Genomic DNA, 18,723 nt, shown 5'->3' with positions numbered 1-18,723 from the left:
AGCCCGCTGGGCATCGGTTACCGACAACGGCGGAATTTTCGGTCCACGGCGATTCACACCAAACCAACGACGAACCTCTGACTCACGTCACTAGTACTCCAGTTGCAGTTCGCTATCTCTGCTGGTCAGAGGCGTCTTCTTGAGTCTATTCGGCTGCCGTGGCGCCTGGTGCCGGAAGTTCGTAGCCTCCACCGTGGCGGCGACGGTAGTGGCAGCGTCGTGCGGTTGCCTGGTGGCGGCGCCGCCACCAGGACCAGCTCAGCGCGTAATCGGCTTTCCGCCGGTGTGTCGGTGGGAGACGGTGAACTGCCAGGAGCCGCCGGACTTCTGCCACGGTGAGGGGTGCAAGGGCGCCGGAACCGTTTCTGCGGCCCCCCTTGCCGTCGTTGCGGTGGCGGACATGGCCGCGAGGAAGGCGTGGGCCAGCATGGCGAGAGTGATGTGCCGGTACCAGCCCGGATAGCGGCGGACCTCGTACTGGTCCAGGCCGCATTCGTTCTTCGCGGCCTGGACGCACTCCTCGATCGCCCACCGGCTGCCGGCGATCCGGGCCAGTTCGGGAACCTCTGTGCCGACGGGTGCGTAGGCGAGGTAGTAGGCGATCTCTTCCGGCCGGGCGAGGCTGCGGCGGGCCAGGACCCACCGGTGGTGCGTGGGTTGATCGCCGTCGAAGTCGTAGACGGTCGGCAGTTTCGCCGCGGCCCAGTCGTAGACGCGCGGCCCCTTCGCTCCGTCACCGCAGGAATGGCGTTCCCAGGCTTCGTTCGGCGCTTGGGCGATGACGAGATCGATGCGGCCCAGCGCGGGGATGGGCTGGGACTTCGGGACGGCCAGGACGTAACCGACGCCGGCTTCCTCCAGCATCCGCCGCAGCCGCCATTCCTGGCCATAGGCCGAGTCCGCGGTCACCCAGGCGATGGGCAGTGGCGAGGCCAGGGCCCGCTGGATCATGGCTTTGGCCAGGTCGCCCTTGGTCGCGAAGTCACGGTCGTCGGGTATCTTCGCCGCCTCGCAGCGGTCCCGGTCCGTCGTCCAGGACTTCGGCAGATACAACTCCCGGTCCACCAGCGCTCGTCCGTGCCGGGAAGCGTAGGCGGCGAAGACCCCGATCTGGCAGTTCTCCGTGCGGCCGGCAGTCCCCGAGTATTGCCGCTGGACACCGGCCGAGACCGTCCCCTTCTTCAGGAAGCCGGTGTCGTCGATGATCAGCACACCGCCCGGCTCCCCAAGCTTGTGGGCGACATACTCCTGCAGGTCATCACGCACCTCGTCAGGATTCCAGCGCGCACGGTTCAGCAGATTCTGCAGGCCCGCAGGGGTGCGGTGGCCTACGTACTCGGCCAGCTGCCAGCTGTTCTTCCGGCCCACCGGGCCGAGCAGACCATTCACATAGGCCCTCATCTGCCGCCGTAGGTCCACCTGCCCGAACCGGTGACCGACCCGAACGAGCACCTCTTCCAGTTCCGCCGACCAGACGTCGGGCCGCACATCCTGCATGACAATCACAACGGACCGCCACGGTGGAGGTTACGAACTTCCGGCACCAAGCGCCACGGCAGCCGAATAGACTCAAGAAGACGCCTCTGACCAGCAGAGATAGCGAACTGCAACTGGAGTACTAAGAGGTGCAGTTCCGTCTGCTGGCGCCTTCACCGCGTACACCGGCACCTGGCGCAAATCGGTGATCGCCATGGATCATTGAAGATCGAAATAGACATAATTTTTCATACCACTGATCACTTTGGGTCATTTAGCACCCTCTGCCCCTTCGGTATCAGATACTGCTTTGACTCTCGGCAGGCGCAGGCATATGCCGCCCTTGGGAGGCTGGGGTTGGGGACGATGTCGGGAGTGCGATGCAGCTGACTCATGCCGAAGTGATCAACTTTCGCGCCCTCGAGAGGGTAGACGTCCGGGTTGACCCGAAGACCACTCTCATTGTCGGACGCAACAACAGCGGCAAGACATCGTTTGTCAATCTCTTCGAAAAGTTCTTCGGTGAAGAGGACACGAAGTTCGTCTTGGAGGACTTTTCCACCTGCCGCATAGCCGACATCGAGCAGGCGCGGCAGATCTTTGGCGAGGCGCAGGCGCACGCTGACCGGGGAGACACGGAGACCAGCGAGGACCTACTGACCAAAGCCTGTGCCCTCGTCCCGGCCATCCGGTTGGCCCTCACCATCGAGTACACGGAAGATGACGACCTCGCACCACTCACGGGTGTGATACTCGACTTGGACGATGCCTGCTTCGAGGTCAGGATCGAGGCGGCGCTGGAGGTTGCCCGCCCGCACGACTTCCTCAAAAGCTTCTGGTCGGCCAGCCGGCAGGAGCCATTCGATCGCATCAAGTGGCTGCGCAAGAACTTCTCGGACTACTTTGCCCCGGCTTATCGAGCGGTCAGTCCGCTAGACGATCATGTCCGCAAAGAGATCAAGCGCGGCGCTGCCGAATCCATCCTGTCGGTCAAGTTCGTCTACGCACAGACCAAGATGGATGACACGCCGAGCGACAAGGCCCGCACCCTGTCGAAGACGTTCGAAGCCTACTACAAGGTCAACAGTGGACACGAGGACCGTCACCAGAGCATCGAACAGATCGAGACCGCTCTGGCGTCCGCCTCACAGCAACTCGACGACAACTACGCCACACTGTTCGACCCGATCTTCGAGGACTTGCGCACCTTCGGAGTGGGCACCATCACCCCCGTCCAGAAGCCTCGCATCGTCTCCCTCATCGAGGCTTCTGGAATCCTCCGCGGCAGTACCCGCATCCAGTATCCGTCCGGGGACGACGGCTTTCACCTTCCCGAGGGCCACAATGGGCTGGGCTACAGCAAGCTGATCTTCACGATCCTGCAGGTCATCAGCTTCCACCAGACCTATGAACGCAGCACGCCCAAACCGGCACTCCAGGTGCTGTTCATTGAGGAACCAGAAGCCCATCTGCATCCCCAGATGCAGGAGACGTTCATCAAGAACATCCAGGACTTCATCGACCGCAAAACGGGCTGGAAGGTGCAGGTGGTCATCACCACGCACTCCTCCCACATCGTCGCCAGCAGCGGCTTCCACACCGTGCGCTACTTCGACCGTTCCGAGCCGCAGCTCACGGTCAAGGACCTCTCAACCTTCCAGGCCAAGGTCAAGGCCACCCCGCAGGGCGACGAGACCCTGCGCTTCCTGCGCCAGTACATGGTTTTGCATCGGTGCGACATGTTCTTCGCCGACAAGGTGATCCTGATCGAGGGCACCGCAGAACGCCTGCTGCTACCCGAGATGGTCCGACGCTGCGCCAAGGAGCTGCTGCACCAATACGTATCGGTCATCGAGGTCGGCGACGCCTACGCCGTCCGCTTCCGGGAACTACTCACCTTCCTAAACGTCAAGACTCTCGTCATCACCGACATCGACTCCGTGTGCCCGAAGCACCGCAAATCCTGCCCTCCCGGCCAGGGGCAGACGGTCACCTCGAACCAGACGCTCAAGAATTGGCTGCCCGAGAAGTCCAGCATCGCTGAGCTGGTCGCCACCGACCCGGCTGACAAGGAGCAGGGGCACGTCCGAGTTGCCTACCAGATCCCGGAGAGAGATTCGGGAGCGTGCGCGCGAAGCTTCGAGGATGCCTTCATCATCGCCAACGCAGAACCCCTCGCACGTGACTTCCGCCAGCTCGCCCTGAAGGCTGCCTTCGTTAAGGAGGTCGGGGCTGACCCCACCGCCAACGACATCGAAGCCAAGGCCTACGACATCGCAGAGCAACTCAGCGACCACAAAACCGACTTTGCCTTCGACGTCATGCTCCTGGAGGACTGGGCTGTTCCCCGTTACATCGCCGAAGGACTGCAGTGGCTCGCCTAGACACCCTCGAAGCCGTCGCCACGGAGCTGGAAGCCCGGCGCAGCTTCCTCGTTGAAGCAGGGGCCGGCGCTGGCAAGACGACCACCTTGGTCCGCGCCCTGCAACACCTCCTGGATCACCACCGCACAGACCTGGAGGCGCACAGCCGGCGGATCGCCTGCATCACATATACGAACGTCGCCAAGAAGAAGATCCACGAACGCATCGCCGCGGACCCGCTCGTCGATGTCGGCACCATCCACGAATTTCTCTGGAGTGCCATCCAGCCGTACCAGCGTGAGCTCTGGCAGCAAATTCTCGACTACAACAAGCACCTGACCAGACCCGAAGACCTTAATGACGTCACCGCTCCCCCAGTCATTGAGTACTCCGACCGCGGGCGCAGACTGAGCGAAGGGCGCATCTCCCACGATGACGTCATCGCACTGTCGCTCCGCCTCGTCACAGCCCACCCCAAGCTCGTACGTATCATTGCCAGCAAGTACCCGGTCGTCTTCGTCGACGAGTACCAGGACACCTCACCCAAGACGATCCAGCTCCTGCTGGACCACCTGGCGGGCGCCGGCCATGAGAAGTGCGTAGTCGGCCTATTCGGCGACTCCATGCAGAAGATCTACGAGTCCGGCGTCGGAGCGGTAAAACGTCCCGACCTCCTCACCGAGATCACCAAGCACGAGAACTACCGGTGTTCTCCTCCTGTCGTCGAGGTGCTCAATCGGATGCGTCCCGAGCTCATTCAGGACGCCGTCGGCGAGCAGCAGACCGGTGAGGTCTACCTGTTCCTCAACAGTGGCATCCAGGCTGGCCCCGAGCGACTGACCGCTGCCGAAACAGCACTCGCTCAGAACGGCTGGACACGCGAGAACACTAAGTACCTCCTGCTCACCCACCGCAGTATCGCCGGCACTCTGGAGTACGCCAACCTCCTCGAACAGTATCGACAGCTGAGCCGTTACGGCCCCGACGACCTCATGGCACGCAACGAGCCCTATATCCAGTACCTCACCCGGGTCGAGGCTGTGAGCACAGCCTTCCGCAACAACGACTTCGCCGAGCTGACCAGCCTGCTGGACGAAGGACGGACACGGATCACCCGCCACGCTCACAAACGCGCCGTCAGCGAGGCCATCCGTACACTCGACGCCGTACGCACGACCGGCACCATTGGCGACGTACTTGACCTGATGGCCGACGGTCATCTCCTCGCCATGCCAGGAAAGCTTAAAGACCTTGAACGCCACAGAACCGCAACGAACCTGGACGAGCGCGGCCAGCGACGGGCAGTTTTCTCGAACAACCTCCGTACGGTGTCCTACCGAGAAGTCATCAGCGTCACTCACTTCATCGATGAACTCACCCCGTTTTCAACCCAGCACGGCGTCAAGGGCGACGAATTCGAGAACGTCGTGGTAGTGGTCGACGATAGCGCCTGGAACAGGTTCAGCATCGGCAAGATGCTCGCTGGCACCGACAAAACCAGCCGTACCGAGCGGTCACGCAACCTGTTTTACGTATGCTGCTCGCGAGCCCAGCGCGGCTTGGCCGTGGTGTTCGTCAATGATCTCCCGAAAGGGGCAGAATCCACCCTTTACGACTGGTTCGCTTCAAGTACTGTCCATCCGTGAGGCGCGACGCGAGTCAGATTACGGCATACCCAGGCACACGTTGAACACAAGCCTGCACTTTGGTCCACGCCAGATCCCGTAGAGACGTTAGCCTCTGAGAGGACGTTAAGTCCCTTTCCTGGTGATGTGGTGTCGCTCATTCGTGGGTGATGGGACGGTTCTGCCGTCGCCTCATGTCGTGTGCATGATGGGGTCGCGGGCATGGAACGGATGCCGTACGCAACCGACTTGTCCGACGAGCAGTGGGCGTTGATCGAGCCGCTGGTCACCGCGTGGAAGCAGGAGCGGGTGGCGCGGTCGGCGACCGGGGACCCGGGGACCCGGGCTCCTGCGACCTGCGTGAGGTCGTGAACGCGCTGCTCTACCAGAACCGGACCGGCTGTCAGTGGCGGCTCCTGCCGCACGACCTCCCGGCCTGGTCGGCGGTGTTCTACTACTTCACCTTGTGGCGCCAGGACGGCCTTGACCAGCGGATCCAGGAGATCCTGCGCTGCCAGGTGCGGGAGCGGTCCAGACGATTAGAGGACCCGTCCCTGGTGATCATCGACACCCAGTCCGTCCGCGTGGCGGCCGGGGTGCCGAAGGAGACGACGGGACTGGACGCGAACAAGAAGACACCCGGCAGGAAGCGGGGGCTCGCCGTCGACGTGCTGGGCCTGATCATCGGCGTGGTGGTCCTGGCCGGGAGCGCGCACGACAACGAGGCCGGCATCGCCCTGCTGGACCAGGCGGCCGAACGATGCGGGATACGCCTGGAGAAGGTCCTGGTCGACCAGGGCTTCAAGGACGCCATGATCATCCACGGAGCGGTGAAGGACATCACCGTCGAGGTGGTCCGGCGCAACCCCGACGACGAGGGCAAGGGCTTCGTCCCGCAACCGAAGCGGTGGGTGGTCGAGCAGGTCAACGGCACCCTCATGCTGCACCGGCGCCTGGCCCGCGACTACGACCACCGGCCCGACAACGCTGCCTCCCGCGTCTACTGGGCCTCCACCGCCGGCATGCTCCGCCGCCTCACCACCCCCGCCCCCACCTGGCGGGACGACGTGGAGCTGGCCGCGTGAACGTCAGCGAACTCCTGCGGCTGCTGCAGACCGAACACGATGAGACCGCCACCCGCGCCGGCAACCTGCGTGAGCAGATCGAGCGGCTCACCACCGCCCTCGCCGAGACCGAAGCCCGCCTGGTCGAGCTCGCCGCCACCCGCAAAGTCATCGACGGCCTCACCCCACCCGACCACGCACCGGCCCCCGCGGAGACCGCCACCGCCACCGTCTACCAGCGCATCGTGAGCACGTTCAACGAGCACCCCGAGAAGGTGTTCCGCGTCCGCGATCTGCACGAGCACCTCGGTCTGCCCACCGACGAGCCCTCGATCAACGTCACCCGCTCCCGCCTGGGACGACTCGTCCGCCAAGGACTCCTCGCACAACCCGGACGCGGCCGCTACCAGAAACGGACTTAACGCCCTCTGAGGGAACTTCCGTGTGGATGTCTCAGTTCAGTCGTGCGTGGGGGCGACGGCTTGGTGGACGTGAAAGGTGAGTCCGGCAATCCGACCCGACTGGATGACAGGGCCATGCTGGACTCCGCCGCTGATGTCGTTGTGTACGGTGCTCGGTTGTGGATCTGGGTTGTTCGCGATCTGCTGCAAGGAGGTGAGCAGGTCGCGCAGGTCGTCGCCAGTGGCAGCGCCTGCTTGCAGAAGGCGCTGCAGGTAGGTGTGCCATTGTTCCGTGATGTCACGGGTGGTTTGTGTGTCCTCTGTCGCCTCGGCGGTGAGCAGCTGGGTCCGGGCGGTGTCCAGGTCGGTGATCGCGGTGCTGTCTGCACCGCTGCGTGAGAAGAATCGTCCGACGAGGTCACGGGCGTGTGTCCAGGAGTCGGTGACCATGAGTGAGACTAGGGTGGTTGCTCCGGATGCGGCGAGAGCGGCCAGCTCACTGTCCATTGTTCTCCTTAAAAAGTCAGCTTTCGGGCTTCTCATTGATCGTGTTGTCTTCGGGAGCTGGCGGCTCACCGTCGTCCGGTGTGAAACTCGCTGGCGGATCGAATCTGCGCAGTAGGTCCTCAGCTGTCTCGTGCTGGTCTTGTGTCCTGATGATGTCGGCGATCTGTTTGGCCAGCATCGTCCGTCGAACGTCTCCGTCCGTGAACCCCATGCTGTTGAGAAAGGTCTCGAAGTGGTCCGCGGCTGTCGGTTGTGGTTCGAAGGGAGCGGGTAATCCCTGCAGGAGATCCAGGCCAGGGCTCTCACTGTGCGGTCGGGGTATGAAATCACGCAGTCGTTCGGGCACGTCGGTGTCGTTGGCGGCGGATGTGAGCTGGGCTAGCAGACCGATGTCCGCCACGGTCTTTTCCACGTGGTCGTCGTTCTTGGCGAGCCACCAGACGACCGCACTTCCGGTGTCCTTGAGCACGTCTTCGCTCAGGTATGCGCGCTTACTCTGTTCATACTTGCGCTGGTGCTCCCAGACCGCTTTGTCTTTGCGTACTTCGGCGAGTTTGTCCAGCCGCTCTTGATCGTGTTCGCGCAGGACGAGTGTGATGTCCTCCGCCATGACTTGAAGGTGTCCGGCGGGGTCTGGGCGCATTCTGCTGAGTGCACCGCTCAGTTCGTGCTGGACGAGCGAGGGGCGGCCGGGGGCCCGTTGCTCGGTGATCGCGCGGGCACGGTTCAGGACTGCTTCGACGGCAAGGCCGGCTGGATTGAGGACGGGATCGTTGCCGGGCGCCTCGAGGGGATACCACCGGACGGTGGCCGAGAACAGGAAGTCGTAGTCGGCCCAGTGACTGGGCAGGGCTACGCGGCTGACGTGATGTTCCCTGCGCTCGACGGGCGGCGCAGTGCGTTGTTCCTCGAGGTCGACGGGCAAAGAGCCACGGCGCGCCGCAGCGATCTTGAAGATCGCAGCGGGGATTGCGACGAGGAGGACGGCCAGCACGGGCCATGCGTACGCGGGCCACTCCTGTGTCAGGCCGAGGATGGTCAGCAGTAGGCCGCACAGGATGGTGAGGAAGACGGTCGTCGTCTTACAGCCGGTCGTCACGGTGTGCTCCCCCCAGTTGATGTCGTTGGCGGTGGCGCGGCAGGCCGGCCAAGGCCCTGAGCCGTGGAAATTTTTTGCAGCAGTCGGTCCGTGGTCGTGGCAGCGCGGGCGGTTCCGTGGGGAGCTGTGCGTTCGGCGGTGCGGGCACTCGTGTACAGCGCGGCAAAGGTTGTGCCGCGCTGGTCGTCACACCGGTCGGCCGCACTGACGAGGAGGTTGAGCAGCAGGTCGCCGCGGTGTCCGGCGTCGGTTGCCGTGTGCAGCCAGCGTTCCGCGTACGGGTGCCACTCCGCATGGGGCAGCTCTTTGAATACCGCCCGCCAGCCGCTGGTCAAGGACTCGCGTGCGCCGTTCTCCTCGATCAAGGCGTGTCCGTTGTCGTACGGGACGCTCAGCGGCTCGGGGTCGCAGACCGGCAGGAAGATACGGAGTTCTGCTGGCGAGAGGGGGGAGCGTGTGAGGAGGTCGAGTAGGCGTCGGCGCAGTCGGCCGCTCGTTGCCACCAGGTCACACAGTGCTTCCAGGGCGCGAGTAGTGTCCCGCTCGCGGCGGGCCAGGTGGTAGAGCCGGAACAGGGCCTGGTCAGGGTGGCTGGCGGCGATGACATCCGCGCAGACCTGGACGAGGACCTGAGCGAACTCCCCCTTGAGCTGCCGATTAGCACAGTACTGGTAGATCCATTGGCGAAAGCTCCTACCCTGTGCAGGATCGTTGAGGCCGCAGGTGAGCGCATGCACTGCGGCCTCCAGCCGGGGCCGGCTCGCGGGCGTGATGCTCCAGTCTTCGGCCAGGAAAGCCAGGCCTTCTCCACGTCTGGTCCTCAGATACTGCTCGGCCAGCCGTTCCACCAGGCTGGCACGGAGTTCCTGGGTGACGTATGGACCGCTTGACTCCACACTGCGCGCGCCCCAGGTGCCCAGAGGCTGTCGTAGGTCGGGCATGTGGTCCCAGAAGTGGGCGCGGACTGCGGCGTCGTAGTCCAGCTCCGTGAAGTGGACGTGGCCGTCCGGCCCGATGCTGGCGGATATCTCCGACAGCCGCTCGGCAAGGTCTTTGCGCTCGAGCAAGGGCTGTTCCTCGGGCGGAGACTTGAGCGTATGCAGCAGGAGTTGGACCGCCTGGTGGATGACGTCGGCGTGAGCGCCGTGCAGCATGGCCACGGTGATGAGCAGAGCCCGCTGCGGACCCTCACGTAATTTGGCGACGAGCGTAGCGATCTCCGCACGTCGGTCGTCCCGCGCTTTGCGGGCCGTTGCGCACCACTGCGCGAAACCCTCCCCGGCGCTGGCGGCCTCACGGGCCCGCCGCACCAGGTCGGCGAAGTCCGCGATCTCCCGCATCGGTCGGGACTCGGCCAGAAATGCTGTGACGGTCGAGTCGGGCTCGTAGGGCACCCCGTGCATACGGAGGTGCCGCCGGAAAACTTGTAAGCCGTCCGGGCATTCGATTTTGATGCGGTAGTGCTGCAGGTCGGGGTCGAGGGGGTGCCCGTAGGGCATGACGACGACCAGGTGCGCGTGCTGTTCGTGTACGGTCTTGCGGAGGGCGGAGAGATCCGCCCGGGCCGCAGCCCACTGGGCGGCGGTGGCCGCCGACAGGTCCAGCAGTAGCCGGTCACCGGTCCCTACCAGAGCCGGGTTACTGAGGGACAGCTCCTCTTCCTCGTCCGGCAGTAGTTCGTGGAAGACACCAGTGCCCAGGTCGTACTCGCGTAGGAGCACCCGGGCCACCGAGGTGCGGCCGCTGCCCGGAGGGCCGTCCAGGATCACGGTGCCGGTGTCGGTCAGCTTGTGGCGGGCCGCTCCCATGCCGACCGGGTCGACCAGTACTCGTTTGAGCCAGGCAAGGTGGTCGTCGGCGAGGCGGCGGAAGGTGGGTCTGTCCGGGTCCTGCATCTGAGTGCCGATGGTGACGTAGAGGTCACCACTGCCGGTGTGCATGGGGGCGTATGGGTTTTCGACCCGCGTGCTGATGTGCTCGCTCACCGGTCGTCGTCCTCACGTCGGTCCTGCTCGCCGAACCGGTGCCGGATGTCGCCGTGGTGGTCGCCCTCGAAGTAGATCATCCCGTTACCCGAGAAGTGCCGGTCGCCCGACACATGACGCGAGTTCTGGTAGATATCGCCCCTGCCCGTGTGCACGGGCCCGTGGGAGTCCTTGATGACAGTGCCGCCGACGTCTCCGGTGAAGTCCCGGCTCTGTACGGCCGTCCCGCTCACGTCTCCGATCGAGTTCCTCACCTCGGTGGGGGCCGGTGACGAGGAAGCGTCCCGGTCCAGGTCGTACAGCCCGGGCACCAGCTCGGCCACCAGGTCACCGAGGCGTTTCAAGCCCGTCTCGGTGTCATGCGTGTCGAACGGTATGGACTGGAGGTCGACCAGCCGCGCCAGCTCGTCCGGCAGGTCCGCCTTGCTCAGCCGGTCCGTCTTCCGGCCGTCCAACACGGGAACAATCGGTATCCCGCAGGCGAACGCCTCCAGGATCTCCTTGCGTACCCAGTCCTCCGGGTCGCGCAGCCGGGCCTGGAAGTTCGTCCAGTCCGGCCCGATGACAGCCAGCAGCACAGAGCTGCACCGCACACCGGTCAGCAGGGCGTCGGGGTAGGCGTGGCCAGGGGCGATGGACTTCGAAGCGCGGAAGATGCGCTTTCGGCCGAAGCGACGCGACAATTCCTGGTCGATCAGGGCGGCGGTCTTGTCGCCGTCCCCCGTACGGTAGTTGATGAATACGTCGGCCATGACCAGGCCTTTCTTCTTCAGGAGGTCGGGAAGCGCGTTAACGTGCCGAGCCGTGGGGCCAGTTGGCGTACGGATGCGTAATCGGAGTGGCGGGCCAGGACGCGGGCGAGTCGCCGGAGATCGATCGTGACGGTCGCGGACCTGACCGCCGCCGCTCCGTCGAGGAGCGGCGCGGTCAGCGCACAAGCCTGGTCGATCTGGCCGTCCGACGCATGAGCGAGCGCGCGGCGGACGCCGTAGCGCACCTGCGTGCGTACCGCCTCGGGCGAGATTCGTGCCAGTTGCCGGTCCAGTTCCTCCGCCGCCTCCTTCGGCCGGCCGAGGTCGAGCAGGCACCAGCCGGTGACCATGCCAACCGAGTCGGGCAGGTGCATGCTGCCGATCACCGGTGCATCGGCATCGCCGTCCTGACGGGCCAGCAATGCCCGGGCCCGATCCAGGGCACGCAGACATGCGTCGCGGTCGCCCGCGAGTGCGTGCCCCTGTGCCTCACGCTGGGCGGCCAGCCCGCGGATCCGCGGTGGAAGCGTGCCGCTCTGCGCGCGTTGCGCCAGGGCGACGGTCTGTTCCGCGTCGTCCTGATACAGCGTGACCAGCGCCCTGCGGACCAGCGCATACCCGGCCAGCGCCCGGTCACCGCCGGCGGCAGCGAGGTCCACCGCGCGCTGCGTCCACCACAGTGCCGCCTGTTCGTCTCCGGTCTCCTGCACCAGCCAGCCGACGTACTCGGCGTACCGGGAGCCGAGCGCCAGCAGCTCCTGACGCATACGGGAGTCGATGTGCGCGGACAGCTCCCGCAGCGTGTGCGTCTGCGCGATCAGACCCGGCAGCAGGAAGCCGGGCTCGACGCTCTGGCCGAGCCGCCTGTAATGCGTGAACAGAGAGCGGGACGCTTCCAGCATGCCTCCCCCAGCAACCGGGGAGACGGCTCCCTGGCCACCTGCGCTCCACTTCATCAGCGATGCGGCGCCAGCGCTTACGACCTGCCGCCGGCCCACGAGCTGAAACCAGCTGGGGCCGTCCGGTGACAGCTGCATCATCCACTCCTCCTCGTCGCTCCCGCCCGGCACCGGCCTGTCCGGCGCGTCAGCGGCGGGCCGGGTGACCAAGGCGATGAGTGCTCCGCCGGCTCTAAGGGCGGCGTCGCACAGTCGGGCAAGGTCACGGCTGGGCGCCTTGAGACCCCGTTCGACCTTGCTCAGCTGCGCCTTGCTGTAGTGCACGGCGGCAGACAGTGCGGTGAGACTGAGACCAGCCTCCAACCGCCGTCTTCTCAGCTCCTCGCCGAACACGGTGGACGGCTGCGGCACGGAAACCTCCATAACCATCCATCCAGGTGAACGGGGTCGCCGCACGAAAGACTGCGACAACCCCGGCCGGACGGACAAGACGAACAGTGTTGTTTCCCGTTTCCTCTTCCTCCCCACGGATGGAACGCCGTATGGGGGCTGACCCTTGAAAGATCATCTGTACTGGCTTGATCGCGGGGATGCAGTAGTGATCGCAATAGTGGAGCAGCCGATGTCCGACGAGTTGTGGGAGTTGTTCCAGGGGGTGATTCCAGCCACTTCGGTTCGGCCGCAGCAACCCGGTACGCCATGTGTCACTGGCCAGCCCGTATCCGCTCGCCGCATAAGGTCGGGGGTGCTGCTCATGTTGACGGAACGACAGTCAACCGGTGCGTGGACTGCGAGAATGAACCACCACAGCAAAGGGATGGGGCAGCTGCGTAGGTAGGGGTGCAGGGGGACTTGCGGGAGTGGTGGGGTACGTGAGGTCGTGGTTTGAGCGCTTGGCGTCGGTTCCCGGCATGGCTTTCGGCGGAAGCCTCGGCGTTGTTCGTGGGGCGTTGCCGGGGGCGGGGGATCGTCCGGATGAGTCGTATGGCACTGCGATGTGGCCGACGGCCGAGGGCTATACGTCTGCGACGCCGGCCAGCCAGCATGTGCCGTACGACTCGCGTGGCGAGGAGCTGGTCGTTCGAGTGTGGGAGGCACTGGAGCTTCCGGGCTCGGCGATGGACTACCACTTCGTCCTGCAGAATGCGGTCGACCGGCTGTGGAGCACGCGCAATGCGGATCCTCGAGCGCTAGAGATGCTCGAGGTGTTTGCCCTGCTTGATCTGGAGCTTATGGAGGCTGCCCCGCAGGCGGTGTCTTTCGAGGGCACAGAACCGATGGCGTTTGTGCGGGTGACGTCCGTGTCCCGGCTGATCGGCCTGTTGGAGCGCGAGGGCGCTTTCGCGGAGGCACTCGCTGTGGCGAAGCGGCTGACGCGCTTCGGACAGGGCGAGGACATGATGACCCGGCTGTCGGAGAAGGTCGGCGCGCTGGCGGCTGAAGCCGCGGGGTCGGGCAGGGCGCAGTGAGCGCGGGGCTGGAGCAGCTCGTTCCTGCTGCCTCCTATCTGGAGGAGGCGTTTTTGCGGTGGGTTCTTTCCCCTGCCGTGGACGCGGCCATCGTGCAGCGGGTGCACAGCCAGTACCCGGTCACCGTGCAGGAACGTACCTACCGGCTGGACTACCTGATCGCGGGTGAGACGCTGCAACTGGCCGTTGAATTGGATGGGTTCTCCTTCCACAGTAATCGGACGGCGTTCACCTACGACCGGCTGCGGCAGAACGACCTGGCTGCCTCGGGGCTGACCGTGCTGCGGTTTTCCTACGATGCGGTGCGTATGGACACGGCCCGCTGCGTGGCCCAGCTGCAGGCGATGCTGCGGCGTGATCCGCTGCTGGCTAGGTGGGTGACGGTTGTACCGCTTGTCGAGGTCCCGGACATGGCTGGGGATCCGATGCGAGCTGCCGACCCGCCCCGTGGTGCAGGACAGGCCGGGCTGATGCCGGGTGGTGCGTACTTCGACGGTGTGCGGGGCCGGGTGGACCGGGGGCCGCTGCGCTCCTGTCAGGATGAGGCGTTAGCCGCGCTGGCGAATTACTACGCCTCTGGTGGCCGGCATGCGGCCACGGTAATGGCTGTCGGAGCAGGTAAGACTGCCCTGGGGGTGGCGGCGGCGTTGTCGTTCACCCGGCGGCGGGCGCTGGTGGTGACCCCGGGATCGGTGATTCGGGGAACCTTCGCTTCGGCCCTTGATCCGGGGGTGCCAGGCAATGTGTTGTACGGGCTGGCGGGCGGGCCGCTGCTGCCCGGTGCCCGCCCGCCGGCCACGCTGGTCCTGGACGCGGACGAGCAGCAGATCAGCCAGGTCAGCCGTGAGCGGCTGCTAGCCGCGGACGTGGTGGTCACGAACTTCCATGCGCTGGGTAGCGGCGAGAAGAGCGGGGATCTGCTGGCCAAGCTGGAGCCCGGGGATGTCGACTTCATCGTGGTCGACGAGGCGCATATCGCGGCCAGTGCCTCCTACCAGCGATTGTTCGCCCACTTTCCCCGTGCGCGCACGCTGCTGATGTCGGCGTGCTTCACCCGCCTGGACGGCAAGCCGATCGACGCCGATGTCGTCTATCGGTACCGGCTGGTGGATTCCGTGGCAGACGGCTCGGCGAAGAACTTGCGGGCGCACCGGTTCGCGCCCGAGGTGGCGTCGACGGTGTATGAGGCGGTGTGGCCGGACGGACGGCGCGAGCAGGTCGTGGGTCGTGATGCTCTGCTGAGCGTGCTGGGAGATGAGCGGAAGCTGGCGCGGATTACCGCGCAGTCCGAGGCGCCCATTCGGCAGGTGATGGCGGTGACACGGGCGTGTCTGGACGCGCAGGCCAAGCTGCTGGCCCCAATCAGGCCTCGGGTGCTGTTCGCGGCGATGGGCCAGGCTCACGCCGAGCAGATCGCGCGGATAGCCGAGGAACACGGCATCGCCTGCGCCACACTGCACCACAGCATGTCGGCCTCGGCGATCGCCGCCACGCGGCGGCGGTTCGAATCTGATGCGGGAGACCTCGAGGGCATTGTGCAGCTGCGGATGCTCGGTCAGGGTTACGACTTCCCTCCCATCACCGTGGTCGTGCCCTTGCGGCCCTATGGCAGCTTCGGCGAGTTCTACCAGTTCGTCGGCCGCGGTGTCCGCGTGCTGCGCCATTCCCACCTCGCCCCCGAGCAGCAGTATCTGGACGTGGTCTGTCATGCCGAGCTCGGCTTGGAGGAACACCTGGAGGCTTTGTGTGCGGACAATGACATGGATCCCGCTGTCCTGCTCGATGCTCCGCTGATCGACGCCGACATGTTGGAGACCGTCCCCGTCCTCGATGGCGGTGATGACCTCCCGGGTGGGGCAAGTACGGCGAGTGACGGTGGCCCGGGCGGGATGGACGCGTTCGTGCTCTACGAGCGGGGCCGGGTCGAGGAACGTGTGATCCATGGGACGGACCGGGTCGAGGCACGGCGGGCGGAGCGGGAGCGGCATCTGTTGGCCCAGCGTTACGCCGTCTACGCACAGAGCACCGCCTCCCCGGTCCCGTTCGAGCAGTTCGTCGACTACATGCGGAGGCTGACCGGTGGCACGTGACCCGTCGTACTGGTGGCATCCGGCCACCCAGGCCGACCCCGGAGAAGCCCTACGTCTGGAGGCGGCGGCCGGGCAGCAGCAGCGGTTCGCTGAGCTCGACGCCCTGGCGGCCAGACTGCTTGGCGCTGCCCTGGCCGGACAGCCGCTGGCCACCATCACCCCCGGCCGAGGACGCCACACCCCTGACAGGGCCGAGGTGACGGCCCTCATCCCAGCAGAAGCAGCCCTGTGTGCCAGCTTCTTCAGCGTCCAGAAACAGCACAAGCGCGGCGCGTGGTACCTGCCGACGAAGCTGTCTGTGAAGGCGGGGGCGGTCAACCTGCCGCATCTGCTGCGGGAACGCCCGGGCCACGCTCTGACACTGGCCGCCGATGAGACCGCCCGGCTCACCGCCGTGGAGGGCGCGGACACCATCCTGCTGTGGGCGCTGCTGGTGCCGCTGTTCGAGACATTGCTTCAGCCCGTCCGGCTACGAGCGGCGGGAGACATTTTTCCGCCCACACATCAGCAGCGGTTCTGGACGGTGATCGAAGAGCGCTACCGGCTCCTGGGCATCAAAGACGGTGCACTGGAAGCTTTCCGCTTCGGCGGCGCCTGGCCCACACTGGACCGTACGGGACAGCAGCAGGCCCGCCTGGAGCTGCTGGACACCCTCGCCGCTGCCGACCTCGTGGCACTCGTCGCCCGTCACCGCATCCAGCAGCTCCAGGCCCTGATGGCAGGCTTCGCCAAGAAGGCCAAGGCCGGCACGGCCCTGGCGCGCCGGGTGCTCACTAAAGAACTGCAACCGGTCGTCTCCGCGTACTTCGGCGGCGACTGGCTGGCCGCTTTGGACTACCTCCAGGCTCCTGTCCACCCGGACGAGGAAATCATCACCGCTCTTCCCGAGCCCCGCCTGTATGTGGGCGCGTCCGTCCGGACAGCCGACGTAGCTGCCGAGGCGGGCATCGCGGAAGCCGCGGTGCAGGCCATGCTGGCCGCCTTCCTCGGCGGGAGCAGTTCCGTATCCCCGGTGGAGGAGCGGACTGCTGCACTGCTTAGCTGGTGGGCGGGTTTCGACCGAGCACATGCGGTCCAGTCGCCGGGGATGCCGTCCTTGTGGGGTCTGGTCGACGAGGAACTGATGAGCTTGTCGCGGACCGAGCAGGGTTTCACCCCTCAGCTGTACCAGCAGTGTCTGCCCGCCGAGGTCCTCGAGGAGGTCGGACGGCTGTGGGCGACAGTGACGCTGCAGCGGTATCCCGGCCGTATCGTCAGCAATCCGCGGCCGCACCAGATCATGGCCGATGCGCTGGGCCCGGCGGGCGATTTCTGGCACGGCGTGGGTCTGACCGCCTGGTTCGTGTGCGAAGGACCGTACTCCCGCACCACCCTGGGCCGCGCCAACCGCTACTACAGCAAGGCTTTGGCAGCCCTGCGCGCGGCGGGCTGCCCCGTCGACACGACCTTCTTCCGCGAGCTGAGTGCTGCCGAGCAGATGCTGGGGCCAGAGGAGGACATCACCGACAGCACTAGCAGCACGGTCGAGACTCCGTACGGTCAGGTGACCTTCACCTCCAGCATGGGCCGCCGTACGCGCCGCAAGGGCTTCGAAGGAGTGCGAGACCTCATCACCCGATACCGGCGTGCCTGGGCCGAACAGCACCTTGAGACCTACCTACAGCACCGGTGGCGCTCCGAGCTGGAGGACGTTGCGCACCAGCTCCACCGGCACGTCGCTGCTAAGGGGAAGCCGCCCACGCTCATCCAGTTCTCCCGGTTCGCAACGGAGGCCGCCAACCACTGGACCGGCGGCGACCTGGGGGCGCTGTACACGGCGATCGGCGAGCCGGCACCGTCCGAGCAGGAGCGGCCCGCTCGTCTGGTGGCAGGTGACGGCTATGACGTGGCCCGGCGGGTGTATCAGGCGCTGGGGGGTGAGCCTGTCGACCACGACACGTGGTTGAACAGCCCGGAGGAGACCCAGCGGCAGTGGCAGCTTGGCCGGCTGGCCGCCGAAAGCCTGCGCTACTTGCAACTGCAGGAAGCTCTCGGGCAGCCCCCGACGGCCAAACAGTTCGGAACCCAGCGTCTGCGCTGGCCCTGGCCCGGCGGGGAAGCAGAAGGCTGGCCTCATCTCCAGCAGGCCCTTGCTACGCTCACCGGCATCAGCCCACCGCTGGGTTCAAGCCCTTCCCCCACGGCCAGCTCGACCGCGGTGATCCGCCCCCGGGAGGATGGACAGCAGATACTGGCCAAGGGAGCCAATGTTCCCCTGGCAACCGAAGATGCCACCATCCGCATCACTGCCTCCGGCGTGCCCGTGGACGTGTCCGCGGTGCTCCTCACCAGCAAGGGCAGAGTTCGCAGTGATGACGACCTGGTCTTCTACAACCATCCCTTCCAAGATGGGGTCCGCGTCAACGGCGACACCGCTACGGCCGAGCTGAGCATCATCCCGGAAAGCGTCAGCAGCATCGCCATCGTCGTCAGCGTCGATCCTGAGGGCCCGCCCGGCGCAGTCTTCGACCAGGACACCGTGTGGGAAGCACAGATCACCCAGCCTTCCGGCACCCGATTGTCCTTCGTGCCACCGGCGTTCACCGGACGGGAAACTGTGGCCGTCGCGGTGGAGCTCTACCGCCATGTGGGCGGATGGAAGGCCCGCGCGGTCGGACAGGGCTACGACAGCGGACTGGCGGGTCTGGCCACCGACTACGGCATCGACGTGGAGGCTTGAACCGGGCGCACAGCGGGTGAGGCGTCATGCTTCACCGCCGCAAGCAATGGCGTATGGGAGAAATCGAAGGCAGACCGGACGCACTCCACGTCCGTCTTCTGGCACATAGTCGCTCAAGTCGGCATGAGTTGATCTCACCGCGCAGACAAGGCGTAGTACTGCAACGGTGCTTGTGCTGATTGTTGGCCAGGTCAGGGGTTGTGTCCGCGTCGTTTGTAGTGGCTGAGGCGGGCCTGGTGTTGTCGTCTGCGGCGCCAGGTCGACCAGTGCAGAA

The 18,723-nt window shown here is 65.6% G+C and carries 12 protein-coding genes and 1 pseudogene; 7 read left to right on the top strand and 6 right to left on the bottom strand.

The genetic code is table 11. The features are described 5' to 3' along the window. Positions 1-258: 258 nt before the first annotated feature. Positions 259-1,497 carry an IS701 family transposase gene (locus tag ACIF8T_RS38320; protein WP_400041843.1) on the bottom strand — a complete coding sequence of 413 codons (1,239 nt, stop codon included), beginning with the start codon at positions 1,495-1,497 and terminating at the stop codon, positions 259-261. A 359-nt stretch (positions 1,498-1,856) separates the two neighbouring features. Between ACIF8T_RS38320 and ACIF8T_RS38315 the strand changes: the two genes are divergently transcribed. From ACIF8T_RS38315 to ACIF8T_RS38300, 4 genes and pseudogenes are all read left to right on the top strand, one after another. Then, positions 1,857-3,860 carry an ATP-dependent nuclease gene (locus tag ACIF8T_RS38315; RefSeq protein ID WP_400041841.1) on the top strand — a complete coding sequence of 668 codons (2,004 nt, stop codon included), beginning with the start codon at positions 1,857-1,859 and terminating at the stop codon, positions 3,858-3,860. Then, positions 3,848-5,485: a UvrD-helicase domain-containing protein gene (locus tag ACIF8T_RS38310; protein ID WP_400041839.1), complete on the top strand. Its 1,638-nt coding sequence runs from the start codon at positions 3,848-3,850 to the stop codon at positions 5,483-5,485. The genes ACIF8T_RS38315 and ACIF8T_RS38310 overlap by 13 nt, the downstream gene beginning before the upstream one ends. Before the next feature lie 201 nt (positions 5,486-5,686). Further along, positions 5,687-6,549: pseudogene (locus ACIF8T_RS38305) on the top strand (IS5 family transposase). Next, on the top strand, positions 6,546-6,950 hold the full coding sequence (locus tag ACIF8T_RS38300; protein ID WP_400041837.1) for a hypothetical protein: 405 nt from the start codon (positions 6,546-6,548) through the stop codon (positions 6,948-6,950). Before ACIF8T_RS38305 ends, ACIF8T_RS38300 begins: the two are co-directional and overlap by 4 nt. A gap of 36 nt (positions 6,951-6,986) precedes the next feature. Here the strand turns inward: ACIF8T_RS38300 and ACIF8T_RS38295 are convergent, their stop codons facing one another. Genes ACIF8T_RS38295 through ACIF8T_RS38275 form a run of 5 tightly spaced genes read right to left on the bottom strand, consistent with a single transcriptional unit; the run spans position 6,987 to position 12,582 of the window. Then, positions 6,987-7,436 carry a hypothetical protein gene (locus tag ACIF8T_RS38295; RefSeq protein ID WP_400041835.1) on the bottom strand — a complete coding sequence of 150 codons (450 nt, stop codon included), beginning with the start codon at positions 7,434-7,436 and terminating at the stop codon, positions 6,987-6,989. A 16-nt stretch (positions 7,437-7,452) separates the two neighbouring features. Beyond that, positions 7,453-8,535, bottom strand: a complete 1,083-nt coding sequence (locus ACIF8T_RS38290; RefSeq protein WP_400041833.1) for a hypothetical protein — start codon at positions 8,533-8,535, stop codon at positions 7,453-7,455. Continuing rightward, the gene (locus ACIF8T_RS38285) at positions 8,532-10,520 is read right to left on the bottom strand and encodes a hypothetical protein (protein WP_400041832.1); all 1,989 of its coding nucleotides are present in this window, start codon (positions 10,518-10,520) and stop codon (positions 8,532-8,534) included. The genes ACIF8T_RS38290 and ACIF8T_RS38285 overlap by 4 nt, the downstream gene beginning before the upstream one ends. Next, positions 10,517-11,272 (bottom strand): TIR domain-containing protein, encoded by a 756-nt coding sequence (locus ACIF8T_RS38280; protein WP_400041830.1) that lies wholly within the window; start codon positions 11,270-11,272, stop codon positions 10,517-10,519. The genes ACIF8T_RS38285 and ACIF8T_RS38280 overlap by 4 nt, the downstream gene beginning before the upstream one ends. Positions 11,273-11,289: 17 nt before the next feature. Then, the gene (locus ACIF8T_RS38275; RefSeq protein WP_400041829.1) at positions 11,290-12,582 is read right to left on the bottom strand and encodes a helix-turn-helix domain-containing protein; all 1,293 of its coding nucleotides are present in this window, start codon (positions 12,580-12,582) and stop codon (positions 11,290-11,292) included. A gap of 500 nt (positions 12,583-13,082) precedes the next feature. On the opposite strand from ACIF8T_RS38275, the gene ACIF8T_RS38270 reads away from it, so the two are divergent. Genes ACIF8T_RS38270 through ACIF8T_RS38260 form a run of 3 tightly spaced genes read left to right on the top strand, consistent with a single transcriptional unit; the run spans position 13,083 to position 18,449 of the window. Continuing rightward, positions 13,083-13,640 (top strand): hypothetical protein, encoded by a 558-nt coding sequence (locus tag ACIF8T_RS38270; RefSeq protein WP_400041827.1) that lies wholly within the window; start codon positions 13,083-13,085, stop codon positions 13,638-13,640. Continuing rightward, positions 13,637-15,730, top strand: coding sequence for a DEAD/DEAH box helicase family protein (locus tag ACIF8T_RS38265; RefSeq protein WP_400041825.1), 2,094 nt, complete (start codon positions 13,637-13,639; stop codon positions 15,728-15,730). The genes ACIF8T_RS38270 and ACIF8T_RS38265 overlap by 4 nt, the downstream gene beginning before the upstream one ends. Beyond that, on the top strand, positions 15,720-18,449 hold the full coding sequence (locus ACIF8T_RS38260) for a TerD family protein (RefSeq protein ID WP_400041823.1): 2,730 nt from the start codon (positions 15,720-15,722) through the stop codon (positions 18,447-18,449). Before ACIF8T_RS38265 ends, ACIF8T_RS38260 begins: the two co-directional genes overlap by 11 nt. Positions 18,450-18,723 lie beyond the last annotated feature (274 nt).

The sequence above is a fragment of the Streptomyces sp. NPDC085946 genome, assembly GCF_044540485.1.
Classification (GTDB): Bacteria; Actinomycetota; Actinomycetes; order Streptomycetales; family Streptomycetaceae; genus Streptomyces.
The sequence above is the reverse complement of the archived record's forward strand: the minus strand, read 5'-3'. Positions and strand labels throughout refer to the sequence as shown.